General features: G+C 60.6%; 13 protein-coding genes and 1 pseudogene. 7 read left to right on the forward strand and 7 right to left on the reverse strand.

Annotation, left to right across the window (positions count from 1 at the left end; genetic code table 11):
• The first annotated feature begins 127 nt into the window (after window positions 1-127).
• Genes ABIB73_RS18450 through ABIB73_RS18465 form a run of 4 tightly spaced genes read left to right on the forward strand, consistent with a single transcriptional unit; the run spans window position 128 to window position 3,336 of the window.
• Complete coding sequence (locus ABIB73_RS18450; protein WP_354225996.1) at window positions 128-850, forward strand: class I SAM-dependent methyltransferase; 723 nt, start codon at window positions 128-130, stop codon at window positions 848-850.
• Entirely contained in the window at window positions 847-1,818 is a 972-nt protein-coding gene (locus tag ABIB73_RS18455; protein ID WP_354225998.1) for a glycosyltransferase family 2 protein, read from the forward strand. The genes ABIB73_RS18450 and ABIB73_RS18455 overlap by 4 nt, the downstream gene beginning before the upstream one ends.
• Entirely contained in the window at window positions 1,811-2,611 is an 801-nt protein-coding gene (locus tag ABIB73_RS18460; protein WP_354226000.1) for a class I SAM-dependent methyltransferase, read from the forward strand. The genes ABIB73_RS18455 and ABIB73_RS18460 overlap by 8 nt, the downstream gene beginning before the upstream one ends.
• 8 nt (window positions 2,612-2,619) lie before the next feature.
• A complete protein-coding gene (locus ABIB73_RS18465; protein ID WP_354226002.1) occupies window positions 2,620-3,336 on the forward strand; it encodes a class I SAM-dependent methyltransferase in 717 nt (238 codons plus the stop codon).
• On the opposite strand, the gene ABIB73_RS18470 is transcribed toward ABIB73_RS18465, so the two are convergent.
• The 6 genes from ABIB73_RS18470 to rfbF are packed head-to-tail and all read right to left on the reverse strand — an operon-like array spanning window position 3,329 to window position 8,480.
• The gene (locus tag ABIB73_RS18470; protein WP_354226004.1) at window positions 3,329-3,970 is read right to left on the reverse strand and encodes a class I SAM-dependent methyltransferase; all 642 of its coding nucleotides are present in this window, start codon (window positions 3,968-3,970) and stop codon (window positions 3,329-3,331) included. The two genes, ABIB73_RS18465 and ABIB73_RS18470, sit on opposite strands and share 8 nt — an antisense overlap.
• 42 nt (window positions 3,971-4,012) lie before the next feature.
• Complete coding sequence (locus ABIB73_RS18475) at window positions 4,013-4,927, reverse strand: NAD-dependent epimerase/dehydratase family protein (protein WP_354226006.1); 915 nt, start codon at window positions 4,925-4,927, stop codon at window positions 4,013-4,015.
• Window positions 4,924-5,847 (reverse strand): transketolase family protein, encoded by a 924-nt coding sequence (locus tag ABIB73_RS18480; RefSeq protein ID WP_354226008.1) that lies wholly within the window; start codon window positions 5,845-5,847, stop codon window positions 4,924-4,926. Before ABIB73_RS18480 ends, ABIB73_RS18475 begins: the two co-directional genes overlap by 4 nt.
• The gene (locus ABIB73_RS18485) at window positions 5,832-6,650 is read right to left on the reverse strand and encodes a transketolase (protein WP_502918438.1); all 819 of its coding nucleotides are present in this window, start codon (window positions 6,648-6,650) and stop codon (window positions 5,832-5,834) included. Before ABIB73_RS18485 ends, ABIB73_RS18480 begins: the two co-directional genes overlap by 16 nt.
• Before the next feature lie 4 nt (window positions 6,651-6,654).
• Complete coding sequence (gene rfbG, locus ABIB73_RS18490; protein ID WP_354226012.1) at window positions 6,655-7,749, reverse strand: CDP-glucose 4,6-dehydratase; 1,095 nt, start codon at window positions 7,747-7,749, stop codon at window positions 6,655-6,657.
• On the reverse strand, window positions 7,710-8,480 hold the full coding sequence (gene rfbF / locus ABIB73_RS18495) for a glucose-1-phosphate cytidylyltransferase (protein ID WP_354226448.1): 771 nt from the start codon (window positions 8,478-8,480) through the stop codon (window positions 7,710-7,712). Before rfbF ends, rfbG begins: the two co-directional genes overlap by 40 nt.
• Window positions 8,481-8,755: 275 nt before the next feature.
• Here rfbF and ABIB73_RS37610 point away from each other — a divergent pair.
• Window positions 8,756-8,885: pseudogene (locus tag ABIB73_RS37610) on the forward strand (CoA transferase); the annotation flags it as partial.
• A 705-nt stretch (window positions 8,886-9,590) separates the two neighbouring features.
• Here the strand turns inward: ABIB73_RS37610 and ABIB73_RS18500 are convergent.
• Window positions 9,591-12,479 (reverse strand): M10 family metallopeptidase C-terminal domain-containing protein, encoded by a 2,889-nt coding sequence (locus ABIB73_RS18500; protein ID WP_354226450.1) that lies wholly within the window; start codon window positions 12,477-12,479, stop codon window positions 9,591-9,593.
• 201 nt (window positions 12,480-12,680) lie between these two features.
• Here ABIB73_RS18500 and ABIB73_RS18505 point away from each other — a divergent pair, with 201 nt between their 5' ends.
• Both ABIB73_RS18505 and ABIB73_RS18510 read left to right on the forward strand, forming a co-directional pair.
• Window positions 12,681-12,983: a hypothetical protein gene (locus ABIB73_RS18505; RefSeq protein WP_354226014.1), complete on the forward strand. Its 303-nt coding sequence runs from the start codon at window positions 12,681-12,683 to the stop codon at window positions 12,981-12,983.
• A 131-nt stretch (window positions 12,984-13,114) separates the two neighbouring features.
• Window positions 13,115-14,308: a CaiB/BaiF CoA transferase family protein gene (locus tag ABIB73_RS18510; RefSeq protein WP_354226016.1), complete on the forward strand. Its 1,194-nt coding sequence runs from the start codon at window positions 13,115-13,117 to the stop codon at window positions 14,306-14,308.
• Window positions 14,309-14,324: the final 16 nt, after the last annotated feature.

Genomic DNA, 14,324 nt, shown 5'->3' on the forward strand with positions numbered 1-14,324 from the left:
CCCGGATGGGGTTCTCGTCTCGGAAGATGGTCGTTTCAAAGACCTTAACGTCCCAAAATCACAGTGACAATTCCCCCGTTACGAAGTAACAGAACATCCGATCCTTCCCCACCCAGGCGGCGTCCAGATGCGATCCGAGTCCACGTCCGAAGACGTACCATTTGACCGCGACGTCGCGGAGAGGGGTGGATACGTCTACACAACCGTCGAGCGATTATCGACACGTTTCGCGATGGATCGGCAGACCAGAGCCATGGTGTCCGCGACGGATTTTCGCGGACGCCGCGTAGTCGATATCGGTTGCGGTGACGGCGCCGCGACGGTGACATTGCACGACACCGCCGGCACCGCGGAGGTTCTGGGATTTGATCCCGCGGCGCTGGCGATGCCGGTCGCGCGCCGTAGAGCAGGCGAACGCCCGCTGCGATTTGCATCAGCGAGCGCGTACGCGCTTCCACTGCCTGATGATGCAGTCGATATCGCTCACTTGCGCGGCGTTCTGCATCACATGGACGAGCCGCGTTCCGCAATCAAGGAGGCCGCGCGCGTTTCGCGGATAGTGGCGGTGCTGGAGCCCAACGGCTGGAATCCGGCTATGAAAGCGATTGAGAAGCTTTCTGCCTATCACCGCGCGCACGGTGAGCGCTCCTTCTTCGCTCACACGATCGACGGGTGGATGAAGGACGCCGGCTTGCAGATTGTCCACCGTTCGTTTTCCGGGCTTGTTCCCTACTTCTGTCCCGACGGAGCCGCCCGGCTGCTCAAGCAAATGGAGCCGTTGGTCGAGGGCCTTCCCGGGCTGCGGCGGATTGCGTGTGGCGCCTATGTGGTCGTGGGGCAGAGACCGTGAAAAAGATCTCGATCGTTACGCCCTGCTACAATGAAGAATTGAATGTCGAAGAGTGCTGGAAGGCAGTCAGGGAGTTGTTCGATTCGCGGCTCAAGGGCTACGCTCGCGAACATATCTTCTGTGACAATGCGTCGAGCGACCGCACCGTTGAAATCCTCAAGGGAATCGCGGCCCGGGACGACAGCGTAAAGATCATCGTCAACGCGCGGAATTTCGGGCCGCTGCGCTCCAACTACAACGGCGTAATGGCGGCTTCAGGCGATGCCATCTTGCTGTGCATGGTAGCCGATCTCCAAGACCCGCCTGAACTGATCCCGGATTTCGTAAAATTGTGGGAGAGCGGATACGACGTTGTCTACGGCATCCGGGCGGTCCGCGAAGAGGGAGTGATCCTGCGCAACATCCGTCGCGCATATTATCGGCTTCTCACCGCGCTGGCGGACCTCGCCGTCCCGCCCGGCGTCGGTGACTTCCAGCTTGCCGATCGGCGCATCGTCGAGGCCATGAGAAAAATCGACGATGTCCATCCTTTCATGCGGATGATGACCTTCGAGTGCGGAGGAAAAGCAATTGGCGTTGAATACACCTGGCGGGCCCGAAAGCGCGGCATTTCGAAGAACAATTTCCTGAGATTGTTCGACCAGGGCATCAACGGCTTCGTCACCTTCACGGTGTTGCCGGTGCGGCTCGTGCTTTTTGCTGGATTCTTTCTGGCAGCGCTCTCCTTGCTCTATGCGTTTATCATTCTTCTGATTTGGCTGCACAGCGGTTCGTCCGCCGAACCCGGGATCGTGACGGTCATTACCGCGATCTTTTTCTTCGGCGCCGTTCAGCTTATCGTGGCCGGCTTGATCGGCGAATATACCCTTGCCATCTATGGCCAGGTCAGGAGGAAACCGGTCGTTTTCGAGCGCGAGCGCATCAATTTCGGAACGACCGATCTCGATGGAAGGGCCAAAGATGCCTAATGATAAGTCCCTCGCCACTGCCGACACCAACACTGCCGTCATCAAGACGAGCGGTGAATTCATTCAGCGTTCGGCGTCCGAGTCGGAGGCAGATGAGCGACTTCGCGTTCTCGCCCAAACAAGGGCTTACGGCACGGGCCCGCAATGGGCCTATCATGCCAACGCATTCGTCAAGCGACAGGCGCTGTCGCGCCTTCTCTATATGGACGAACTCTATCGCAAGATCGTGCCGGTCGCCGGCGTGATCTGCGAGTTCGGCGTACAGTACGGCGCCGGCATGGCGACGTTGATCAATCTGAGGGGCATCCACGAACCGTACAACCATACACGGCACATCTACGGATTTGATACTTTCGATGGATTCGCTGGCGTCGATGCCAAGGATGGCCCCCTGACCAAGGCGGGCGACTACCGGATCGCCGACGGTTATGAGGAGACCTTGAGGGAATTGCTCGATCTGCACGAGCGTAACGCCCCTCTTTCGCATATCCGCAAGTGGCATCTCGTCAAGGGAGATGTTTCCGAAACTCTCCCGGTCTGGCTCCAGCAGAACCAGCACGTCGTGGTCTCAATGGCAATCTTCGACATGGACGTCTACAAACCCACGCGGGATGCGCTTGCGCTGATCAAGCCGCGATTGACCAAGGGTTCGGTTCTGGTCTTCGACGAACTGAACTGCCCGCACTTCCCGGGCGAGACCTTGGCCGTGCTTGAGGTTCTTGGCATCAACAATCTTGCGCTGCGGCGCCACCCGCATCAGCCCTATTGCGCTTGGGCCGTTTACGGCGAGTAACTGACGTCATGTCTTTCGGACTACAGGACGAGCGCGGCTTCAACCAAGTGTTCCGGCCAGTGGGGACGACGCCGGAGCGCGCACGGCGCCGCTACGAGTGGTTTTCGGCGCGCGCCCGCGATCTGTCGGCGACCCGCATTCTCGAACTTGGTTGCGGCCTTGGCGACGCGGCTCATTCGGTTGCAATCTCAACTGGCGCAGAGGTGCTCGGGGTCGACCTCTCCCGAGCCTTTGTGACCGAGGCCGCTCGGCGCTTCACGGCGCCAAATTTGTCCTATCGGGTGCTTGATATCTGGTCGCCGGATTTCGACGCGCTCGGGTCCTTCGATCTCGTGATGGGGAACGGAATTCTCCATCATCTCCGCCCCAATCTTGTCGCGGTGCTGGCTCGCCTGCGCGCATTGACGACACCGGGCGGAGGTCTTGCCTTTATCGAGCCGAACCTCGCCCACCCCGCCTGCCTCTTCCTGTTCGGAACTGCGATTGGCCGGCGGTGGGGCAAACTTGAACCAGAGGAAATGGCGTTCTATGCGGGCGAGCTCGGCGATGCCGTACAGTCAGCCGGATGGGAGCAGGTAACGGTGCAGACCACCGACTTGTTGCTGCCGGGCCTACCGACCCCGCTTGCTCGGCCCCTGCTCTCGCTTGAGCGCCTGGTCAAGCACGGCGCTGCCGCAAAGATTCTGGGCCAATCTCATTTTCTTACGGCCCGAGCCGCTAAGTAGCGGCCCGGTCCGCCCGCACCAGATTGAACCTTGCAACGGCCGGCCACGTCACGACACCGGGCGACACAAGGTGATCTTCCAGGCTCGTGACCGGCACGCCCGCTGCCTCGAACAAGCCGGCCAGCTGCCGCCGGCTTCTCAGGAATCGGCCTTCTTCGAGACGATAGAACAGACGAAATATTGTATTGTCGGCCGGTCGCAGGGCCTCCGGTTCGCTGGCGATCAACAAGCCCCCTTGCGCCGTGATTTTCCAGCTGCTTTCGATGATCCCGATCGCGGTCCGGTCATCGACATGGTGAAGTATTCCCGCGATCACGACGTAATCATATGACTCGCCTCGCCTAGCCATCTCTTCGACCGGAACTGCCTCGAATTGAAAGTTCTCTTGTGAGACGAAGCGCTGCTTGGCGATTGCGATGGCCGAATTGTCGATGTCGATGCCGGTATATGAAATCCCATCGAGTTCGCGATAGGCGTCCGACAGATTTCCGAGCGAGCAGCCAATCTCGATGATGCGGCGCTGGCTCGAATAGTGACGGAGGACGAGCCCGGATTTGTCGCGCGTCCCGCCCATCATTTTTTGCGCAGCCAGCCACAGATATGGAAAGCGGCTTTGCATCGGCACGCCCGGCATCGTTAACTCTCCATCCGTCAGAAACCCTGGCGCGCCAGCGCTCTATCTTTTATCTCTTGCCATAAGCTGGCGGGCGACGGCCTCGACCACGTCGAGGCTAGACCTTTTAGGGCTATAGCCGAATTGCTCGGCCATGCGCCATTCGGACGAATACCACACGCGATCCTGCGCCACAGCGGCCTGCTCGGACACCCGCCAGTCGAGGCCGAGTTGGCCGAGGCGCTCCAGAATGTCAAATTTACCCGCCGGACGGGTCGTATAGGTGTCGACCGCGCTGTTGACGATTTCCTGCCGTGCCGCGCCATCAATCATCGAGACAAGTTCGTTTGCGCCGATGTAGTCGCGATGCATATCACTGGAATCGGTCACAAACGGTGTGCCGCTCAGCAGCGCCTGATAGACCGACGACATGAAGTATTTTGTCTTCAGATCGAGGTGAGGGCTGAGGAAGCCGAACACGCGAACGTCAACTACGCGGCGCGAAACTTGGCTGCGATGCCGAAGCTCCGCGGCGAGTTTTGACAAACCGTACCACTCTCCCGGAAGTATCGAGTTGACGGGGTGAACCGTCGGCGTGACTGCGCAGGCCGGCTCGCCGAGCTTTCCGTAGGCGGCGCCCGAGGAAATGAACACCGTGAGGCAGCCGGGATTGCCCCTGAGTGCGCTTTCGATGCGGTCCTCGTACTCCATGGCCAACTGGTAGATCTCATGTCCCCTGATCGGAACCTGAGCGGGATCACCGATGCCGACGGCGTTGATGGCGACATCGGCATCTCCCAGATCGAGATTGCTGATGTCGTGATGGCTCACATGCAACAGTCCATCAAATGCTGCAGCCGTTTCGTTCGGCCGGCGCGAGAACAGCGCAAGCTGACATCCTTCTCTCGCGGCATAGACATCGGCCAACGCACGGCCGATATGGCCGGTCGCGCCCAGGATTGAAATACGCGCCTTCATTTGGCGGCAAGAAGGAAGAGGACACGCTCGACGATGGCAGGAGCGTCGATACCGAAATCCCGCCGAAGCGCTTCGGTTGAGCCGACCAATTTGGGAAAACGAAGCGGCACCGAAATTTCGTCAAAGGGTTGCACGGAAGACTGCCTTCCCATCAAGAGCCGTCGAAGTCCGAGTTCAAGCGGATTGCCGGTGTAGCCCTCGAACACTGCGACGATCGGGCCGGGTCCAAGGATGCGATCGAGGGTCTCGATCGGAAACGGCAACAGCACGGGGACGCTTACGACCCCTGCCCTTACGCCACGCTCGGCCATCTGCCGCGCAGCATCAAGCGCTGCCGTAACGGCCGGCCCGCTGGCGACAAGCGTGACGTCCTTTCCCTCACTCAGCCTATGGGCACACTCGTTAAGCCCAGAGAAGGACGGCGTCGCAAAATCCGGGCCGTCCTCACGCGCCACACGAATGTATCCAGCCTGTCCGCTACGAACAAGCGCGGCGTGTGTCGCCGCAAGCTCGGTTCCGTTGGCTGGCGACAAAATGGCCATGCCGGGAATGCTCGAAAGCAGGCTTGCGTCGTCCAAGCTGTGGTGCGACGGACCGAGTGAGCCGTAAGATAGGCCCGCACCGGCGCCGACGAGAATGACCTGGCGACCTTCATATCCGATGTCATTGCGAATCTGCTCGTAGCATCGCGCAGTGACGAAGGGCGCTATCGAGTAGCAATAGGGTTTCAAGCCGGATGCGGCCAGCCCGGCCGCGACCGAGATCATGTTCTGCTCGGCTACGCCTGCATTGATGAAGCGGGGACCGAGCAGTTCCGCCACCGGCTCCACCACCGAGAATCCAAGATCGCCGGTGAGGAAGACGACGTCCGGATCGGACTCAGCGTGATCCGTGATTGCGTGCATCATGGACTTGCGCATGAAGCCTCCGCGGCCTTGAGCAACGCGAGATCAGCCGCGGTTGCAGGAATGTAGTGCGAACCGACGGTGCCTTCGATGTGAGGCACGCCTTTCCCTTTTACAGTATGCGCAATGATGACGTGAGGCTTTTGCGGTCGCATCTCCAGCGCGTTCAACAGGCTTGCATGATCATGGCCATCCAGTTCAGTCGCGTGCCAGCCAAAGGACCGCCACTTTTCCGCGAAGGGCTCGAGCTCCATGACGTCGGAGACACTGCCAATGCTCTGAATCTTGTTGAAGTCGACCAACGCCGTCAGGTTCTCCAGCTTGTAATGCGCGGAAAACAGGATTGCCTCCCAGGTCGATCCCTCGTCGCATTCGCCGTCGGACAAGACGCAAAAGGTGCGATGTTTCCATCCCCGAAGCCTGGCGCCGAGCGCTCTCCCCGCCGCCTGCCCTAGTCCGTGGCCGAGCGATCCCGTCGACGCATCGATGGCGGGGCACAGCGGGGTTCGCGTCACATGCCCCCACAGGTCGGACTTGTCCTTCAGGTAGTTCTCGATGGCGTCCGCAGGAACCAATCCCCACGCCTCATAGGTTGCATAGACCGCCATCGCGGCGTGTCCCTTCGAAACGACGATCCGATCGCGGTCGTTTCTCTCGACGGAGTCAGCGCGGATATCGCTTGCCGCCAAAACCGCGTCGAGGAGTTCGACGCAGGAGAGCGACGAGCCGAAATGGGCCGATTTGGCGGAAAGCGACATTTCCGCAATTCTCCGGCGGATCGCCGCGCAGCGCTGCTGGGCTTCGCTGGTGTTTCCCATGGGACTATCGGCCACCGACCCGCTCGATGAATTTTTGCACTTCGCTGCGCGTCAACGCTGCCAGATCCTCACCCTCGGCCGCCGCGCGATACCATTTGGCGGCCGATGCAATGGCCTCGCTCACGGTAAGCAAAGGACGCCAGCCGAGCAAGGTCCTTGCCCTAGACGCGTCGACCTGCAGCGACATGGCTTCGTGCGGTTTTTCACCTTTGTCCGCCTCGACATCAATGCGGCGCCCGAACGCGGCTAAAAACTGATCGACCACTTCGCCCACTGACATGACATCATCGATTGAAGGACCGAAGTTAAAAGCGTCAGGGAGCGAACGACCGCTTGCGATCGCCTCGGCGAGAACAAGGTAGCCCAGCAGCGGATCGATAACGTGCTGCCAAGGACGATTAGCCATCCGGTTACGCAGCAGCAAGGGGATGTTTTCCTGGAGCGCGCGGAAAATATCCGGGACCAGCCGGTCGACCGCAAAATCGCCGCCGCCGATCACGTTTCCGGCCCGCGCTGTTACCACCGGCGCGTGCGCCGAGAAGAAGCTGGAAGACATGCTCGCGGTGATGATTTCCGCGGCGGCCTTGCTCGCCGAGTAAGGGTCGCGACCGCCGAGCGCGTCGGTCTCCCGGTAGGCCCAGGCCCACTCCTCATTGCGGTAAACCTTGTCGCTGGTGATGATCACCGTGGCCTTCAAATCAGCCGATGACCTGAGCGCGTTGAGCAGGTTTGCGGTGCCCATGACGTTCGTTTCGAAGGTCTCGATGGGATCGCGATAAGAGCTTCGCACCAGGGGCTGGGCGGCCAGGTGAAACACGATTTCGGGCCGGGTCTCTGCAACGTTCTTTGCAAGAGCTCCTCGATCCCGAATGTCCACGCGCAGGTCGCGGATATTGCGCCGGACCCCGGCCAATTCGAAAAGGCTGTGGGAGTCCGGCGCCAACGCAATGCCGGTGACGTCAGCGCCCAGTTCACCCAGGAGCAATGACAGCCAAGATCCCTTGAAGCCGGTGTGACCGGTCAACAGAACCCGGCGGTGCTTCCAGAAAGATCGGCCAATCACCATAGCTTCCAGGCCGGCTTTCCGGATTCCCAGCATTCCTCCAGGAAGGCCTTGTCCCGGATGGTGTCCATCGGATGCCAGAAACCATCATGAATATAAGCACGCAACTCGCCGCGACGGGAAAGAGTTTCCATCGGTCCGCGCTCCCAGACGGTTTCATCTCCGTCGATCAGATCGAGGACGCCGCGATTGAGAATGAAGAACCCGCCATTGATCAGGTTTCCGTCGTTCGCCGGTTTCTCCTCGAACGCCGTGACGCGATCGCCCTCGACGCTTATTGCACCGAACCGGCGCGCAGGGCGCACGGCCGTGACAGTGGCGAGGGACCGGTGTCCGGCGTGGAAGGCCAAAGATGCCTTGATATCAACGTTCGAGACTCCATCGCCATAGGTCAGAGCAAAAACCTCGTCGTCCCCCAAATACTCGGAGGCCCGCTTGATGCGTCCGCCGGTCTGCGTGTTTTCACCGGTGTCGACAAGAGTTACGCGCCAGGGCTCTGCGCTCTTTCGATGAACGAGCATCTCGTTCCGCGCTATGTCGAACGTCACATCAGACATATGCAGAAAGTAGTTCGAAAAATACTCCTTGATCATATAGCCCTTGTAACCGAGGCAGACGACGAAGTCGTTGAAACCCCAATGGCTATAGATCTTCATGATATGCCAAAGGATTGGCCTGCCGCCGATCTCGATCATGGGTTTCGGACGGACACCCGTCTCTTCCAGGAGCCTCGTTCCTCTCCCTCCCGCAAGTATAATTACGCGCATATGCCGGTTCTCTCGCTCAGATTGCTGTTGAAGACAGCAATTCCAGTTGGAGGGCAAGCGAAAAGTAGTCAAGCCACCCGCCGGAAGGGAACGCGGCGGGAGGCGTTCGAGCTCTTCGTTGCGCGCCACGGCGGTGACCCGCTGGCCGAGCAGGCGCGCGCCGAACTGAAACACCTGTCGCGCTAGCCCCGCGGCACAGCAACCCGGGTCATATATTGCATTTCGACAGGCGGCATCCGCGCCGGCCCAGACTTGCCGCATGATCTTTCGGCACTATGGTAGGCTCGCAATCTGCCCCGGAACCTGTATCTTTCCACTGCCTCGGAAGCCCTGTCGCGCTTCACCGTGCTCGATCTGGCCCGTGTCCGGTCTGGCCCCATGTTGTTTCTGAAATACCGCAATTGGCAGCTGGTTGCCCTCGCCTTTCTATCGTTCACCGTCAAAACACACCTTACGATCTCGGGGGATTGGAGAAGCGCCTATTTTCCGTTTTATTCGCGAGTCGGCTATTTTATCCCGGGGATAATGCTATTCAGGCTGCGCGATAAATTGACATGGCCGGGATCGGCAGCACGTCCTCCGCTTCCGCCGACCTCTGTCTACTTCTGTGTCAGCAATTTTGTAGCCTTTTAGCTTAATAGTATTTTGGCCGACTTCGGGATGATTTCGGCTATCGCCATCATCACGCCAACGGCCTTCGAGCACTCCGACCAGCCAGTCTCGAATTTTCTCGGTGATGCTTCGTACGGGGTACATTTGCTGCACGTTCTGATGATCGAAGTGCTCATCTCGTTGGGGTGGTTCTGACGCGGCTTCACAACCCGCAATCATTTGGATGTTCATTCTGATGCTATCATTTTCAGCGCTCATCGCCGCGCTTTTCGAGATCGTTGTTCAAGAGCCAATCGATCGCTGGCGCCGAAAGAGATTCTATCGCGGTGCGGCACCTCAAGTCGAAATCAACATGCAGGGATCACCATAGCCCGGCCGCAATCGATCCGGCTAAACGACATCCCGATCGTTTGCCCGTTCGACAATGCCAACAGCAAGGACCGCTTCGGCTCTGCGAGCTAGACCTGACCCGCGTGGCAAACCAGCCGGCGCCTGTCGTCAGGCGAGCAGCGGATGATCGAGATGCAGACCGGCCAGAAACTGGGCCAACGTCAAGGCTCCGATCGTATCGTGCGGCTGCTCAGCGGGCGACGATGTATTGGTCACCGCTGGATTGAGGCCAGGCGTCGTGTCCGGGTGTTCGAACTGGAAGCTTGCAGTGCTGGCGGCATTCGTCGCGACAGCGAAATTGCCGGCTGCCGAAACCGCAGCCAACGGTGCCGAGGCAGTAACGCCGATCGTCCCGTCACCATTCAGATCCTGATGAAGGCTGCTCTCGGCTTGCTCCAGCGCCGTGCTGGTGCCAGCGATCGCTCCGGTGCTGCTGATAAGGTTGCCGCTGCTGTCGGTCGTCCAGACGGTGAATTGGTTCGTGCCTGGGATCTGCCAGGCAACCTCATAGCCGGACGAGACGTGTTCTGCGCCAACCGGAGTCCAGGCCCCGAACTGTCCCGCCACCACCACCGATCCACCATATTTCAGCTCGGGTCCCGTCCCACCCGCAACCGGGTTCATGTAAAAATTGCCGTTCTCAATCAAGCTGGTCGTACCGAACACCTCAATCGTCGTGACCGGGACGCCGATCGTCCCGTCACCATTCAGATCCTGATGAAGGCTGCTCTCGGCTTGCTCCAGCGCCGTGCTGGTGCCAGCGATCGCTCCGGTGCTGCTGATAAGGTTGCCGCTGCTGTCGGTCGTCCAGACGGTGAATTGGTTCGTGCCTGGGATCTGCCAGGCAACCTCATAGCCGGACGAGACGTGTTCTGCGCCGATCGGCGTCCAGGCCCCGAACTGTCCCGCCACCACCGCCGATCCACCATATTTCAGCTCGGGTCCAGTCCCACCCGCAACCGGGTTCATGTAAAAATTGCCGTTCTCAATCAAGCTGGTCGTACCGAACACCTCAATCGTCGTGACCGGGACGCCGATCGTCCCGTCACCATTCAGATCCTGATGAAGAATGGTCTCGAACTGCTCCAGCGTCGGACTGGTGCCAGCGATCGCTCCAGTGCTGCTGATAAGGTTGCCGCTGCTGTCGGTCGTCCAGACGGTGAATTGGTTCGTGCCTGGGATCTGCCAGGCAACCTCATAGCCGGACGAGACCTGCTCTGCGCCGATCGGCGTCCAGGCCCCGAACTGTCCCGCCACCACCACCGATCCACCATATTTCAGCTCGGGTCCGGTCCCACCCGCAACCGGGTTCATGTAAAAATTGCTGCCGTTCTCAATCAGGCTGGTCGTACCGAACGCCTCAATCGTCGTGACCGAGACGCCGATCGTCCCGTCACCATTCAGATCCTGATGAAGGCTGCTCTCCGCTTGCTCCAGCGCCGTGCTGGTGCCAGCGATCGCTCCGGTGCTGCTGATAAGGTTGCCGCTGCTGTCGGTCGTCCAGACGGTGAATTGGTTCGTGCCTGGGATCTGCCAGGCAACCTCATAGCCGGACGAGACGTGTTCTGCGCCAACCGGAGTCCAGCCCCCGAACTGACCAGCCACGACCGGCGAGCTTGTGTATTTCAGCTCCACGGGCGAACCGCCGCCAACCGGAGACATGTAGAAGTTGCTGCCACTCTGAAGCAGGCTTGTAGCGCCGACCGCTTCGATTGAGACAGGTGGATTGGCGAGGAAATTGTTCGAGATGATGCCATCTGCGAATTGGAAGTTCTCCACACCTGACACCGTATCAGTGCCATCAGGCGAGCCCGTGCGCTGATCGGCGATGGTGAAAGTCTGCGTACTCGCATTGTACGCTACGGCGTAGTTCGACTCATTGCCCGAATACACCGCCGTGTCGGTGCCCGCGCCGCCGATGATGGTGTCGTTGCCGCCGCCGCCGGTGATCGTATCGTTGCCGGCGCCGCCGTTCAGCACGTTGGCGATGGCGTTACCGTTAATGATGTCGTTGCCGGAGCCGCCGGTGGCATTGTCGATGTAGGAGCGCGCGTCGTTGTTGTAGAGATAGGCGTTGTAGACGTTGCCAGACGCGTAGTGGCCGTTGCCGAGATTGGCCAGTTGCACGGCGGAGAACACCGACGATGCGCCGGGATCGAGATCGATGCTGAGGTTCGTCGTATAGTTCGACAGGTCGTAGGTATCGACGCCGCCGCCGTCCCAGACAGTCTCGTAGATGCGGTTGGCCGAGCCGCCGGCGCCGCCGCCCGGCGCCAGCTGCCCGACCCCGTTGATGAACTCCTGCCCCGTGGTCGGGCTCCAGGTGTAGACGGTAGCCCCGCTCTGGGTCGCATAGTTCGCGCCGTACAGCGTCTGGAGCGCGAGGATATCGTTGGCCATATAGGTCTGCGGATATCCGTACGCCTCGTTGCTGTAACCGGTCGTCGGACCGCCGACATAGCTGCGATAGCTCATGACGGTGTATTCGCTGTCGTCATGCGCGCTCGGCACCGCGACATTGGCGACACCGCCGGTGGTCTCGTTGCTGTGCTTGAGACCGAAGGCGTGGCCGAGCTCGTGCAGCGCGGTCGTGAAATAGTAGTTGCCGAGTGATGCCAGCGAATAATTGTTTTGAGTCCCGAACCAGACGTCGCCGCCGGCCGCGTAGTTGCCGGGGTAATAGGCGTAGGACGTCGGGTTGGCCGCCGGCGACTGCGCGATCATGATGTCCGCGCTGTTCGTGCCGTTATATGTGATGCTGGCGTTGGTGTAGCTTTGGATCAGCGCAATCGCGTAATTGATCGCCGCCTGCATCTGGCTCGGCGCAGAGGCAAAGCCCAAAGTGGTCGGTTCGCCGTTGCCGCCGGAGTAAGGATTGACGTAGTCGCTGGGCGAGTCGGGAAAGCTGTAGCTGATCGTGCCTGACCATTTGGTGCCCGCCAGCAGGCCGTCGATATCTGCGTTGTTGGTCGCACTGACGTTGACAGAGGTGGCCAAGGGAAGCTCCGAAGCAGTGAGCCCCGTTCGATTCGGGGTGCGGACAGGTGATTTTAGCTTGGGAATTATGCGTTTGGTTAAAATTTGGCGACCCGGCCGGACCTCTTCCATAATGCCGTGTTAGACATCAAATCCCGTAGCCATACCGTCGGCGGCAACGATGCTGGTTCCGGCAGGCCATCGTGATTTGCAAGGGAAATCATGAAACTATTCCCGCTCTCGGCCGGCCTGTTCGCTGCCCTGGTGGCGCTTTCCGGGCTGGATCACCTGCCCTTCGGAGGACTGCCTGTCATGGTCGAAAAAGCCAGCGCGGACGAAGGCGGCAACGCGCGGCGCGCGCCCTCGGTTCCACCGGCCCGCGACCCTGCGACGGCGGTTGCCGAGGAATATGAGCTCGCCCGCCGGAAGGGGACGCCGGAGGCGTTCGAGCTCTTCATCGCCCGCCACGGCGATGATCCGCTGGCCGAGCAGGCGCGCGCAGAGCTGAAGCGCCTGTCGCGCTGATCTCCGCACGCATCGCGACAGAGAACGTCAGGCATCGCATTTTGGCAGACGGCATCGGCGCCGGACCGGACTTGCCGCATGATCTTTCGGCACTATGGTGGGGTCCGCAATCTGTCCCGGAGCCACTCAAGATGCCCTTTCCGCATGCCTCGGAAGCCCTGTCGCGCTTCACCGTGCTCGATCTGACCCGCGTCCGCTCCGGGCCTACCTGCGTGCGCCAGCTCGCGGACTGGGGCGCCACCGTGATCAAAATCGATGCGTTGACCGAGGAATCGGGCGGCGAGCAGCCGGGCGGACCTAGGCGGGGGTCCGACTTCCAGAATTTGCACCGCAACAAGCGGGCGATGACACTCAATCTGAAGGACGAGCGCGGGCTTGCCGTCTTCAAGCGTCTCGCCGCCAAGGCCGACGTCGTGGTCGAGAATTTCCGACCCGACGTGAAGAAGAAACTCGGCATCGACTACGAAAGTCTGCGCGAGATCAATCCGCGCATCGTCTATGGCAGCATCTCCGGCTTCGGCCAGGATGGCCCCTATCACAAGCGGCCGGGTTTCGATCAGATCGCGCAGGGCATGGGCGGGCTGATGTCGATCACCGGCGCGCCGGGCGAAGGCCCGATGCGGGTCGGCATTCCCGTTGCCGACCTCACCGCGGGCCTGTTCTGCGCCATGGGCATCCTCACCGCGCTGCTCGAGCGCGAAGTCTCGGGCAAAGGCCAGTGGGTGCAGACCTCATTGTTGCAAGCCCAAATCTTCATGCTCGACTTCCAGGCCGCGCGCTGGCTGATGGAAAAGGAGGTGGCCAAGCAGGCCGGCAACAACCACCCGACCAGCATCCCGACCGGCGTGTTCAAGACCTCCGATGGCTACATCAACATCGCCACGACAGGCGGGCGGATCTGGGAGCGCTGCGCACAATCGGTCGGCGCGCCTGAGCTCTACAGCCATCCCGACTATGCGACCGCGCCTGCCCGCTCCAAGAATCGTGACGCGCTCAACGCCGAGATCGAGAAGCGCACTGTGACGAAGTCGACCGAAACCTGGGTCAGGGAGTTCAACGAGGCCGGCGTGCCCTGCGGGCCGATCTATGCCATCGATCAGATGTTCGAGGACGCCCAGGTCAAGCATCTCGGCATTGCGCAGGACGTGCCGAACGACGAGGACCGCCACATCCGCCTGGTCGGCCAGCCCGTCACGCTGTCGCGCACGCCGAGCAAGATGGTGGCGCGGCCGCCGGAATTCGGCGAGCAGACCGATGAGGTGCTGAAGGAGTTCGGTTTCGGCGCGGACGAGATCGCCAGGCTCAAAGATGCGAAGGTGGTGTAAGCGCCGCGCGTCGCGC

It is taken from the genome of Bradyrhizobium sp. F1.4.3 (assembly GCF_040548375.1).
Classification (GTDB): domain Bacteria; phylum Pseudomonadota; class Alphaproteobacteria; order Rhizobiales; family Xanthobacteraceae; genus Bradyrhizobium.

What these genes read in the sequence shown, in the direction of transcription:
- ABIB73_RS18475 (WP_354226006.1), bottom strand. Translation starts at nt 4,927, where the DNA reads ATGAAGGCGCGTATTTCAATCCTGGGCGCGACCGGCCATATCGGCCGT.
- ABIB73_RS18480 (WP_354226008.1), bottom strand. Translation starts at nt 5,847, where the DNA reads ATGCGCAAGTCCATGATGCACGCAATCACGGATCACGCTGAGTCCGAT.
- ABIB73_RS18465 (WP_354226002.1), top strand. Translation starts at nt 2,620, where the DNA reads ATGTCTTTCGGACTACAGGACGAGCGCGGCTTCAACCAAGTGTTCCGG.
- ABIB73_RS18510 (WP_354226016.1), top strand. Translation starts at nt 13,115, where the DNA reads ATGCCCTTTCCGCATGCCTCGGAAGCCCTGTCGCGCTTCACCGTGCTC.
- ABIB73_RS18505 (WP_354226014.1), top strand. Translation starts at nt 12,681, where the DNA reads ATGAAACTATTCCCGCTCTCGGCCGGCCTGTTCGCTGCCCTGGTGGCG.
- ABIB73_RS18485 (WP_502918438.1), bottom strand. Translation starts at nt 6,650, where the DNA reads ATGGGAAACACCAGCGAAGCCCAGCAGCGCTGCGCGGCGATCCGCCGG.
- ABIB73_RS18450 (WP_354225996.1), top strand. Translation starts at nt 128, where the DNA reads ATGCGATCCGAGTCCACGTCCGAAGACGTACCATTTGACCGCGACGTC.
- ABIB73_RS18470 (WP_354226004.1), bottom strand. Translation starts at nt 3,970, where the DNA reads ATGCCGGGCGTGCCGATGCAAAGCCGCTTTCCATATCTGTGGCTGGCT.
- rfbF (WP_354226448.1), bottom strand. Translation starts at nt 8,480, where the DNA reads ATGCGCGTAATTATACTTGCGGGAGGGAGAGGAACGAGGCTCCTGGAA.
- rfbG (WP_354226012.1), bottom strand. Translation starts at nt 7,749, where the DNA reads ATGCTGGGAATCCGGAAAGCCGGCCTGGAAGCTATGGTGATTGGCCGA.
- ABIB73_RS18460 (WP_354226000.1), top strand. Translation starts at nt 1,811, where the DNA reads ATGCCTAATGATAAGTCCCTCGCCACTGCCGACACCAACACTGCCGTC.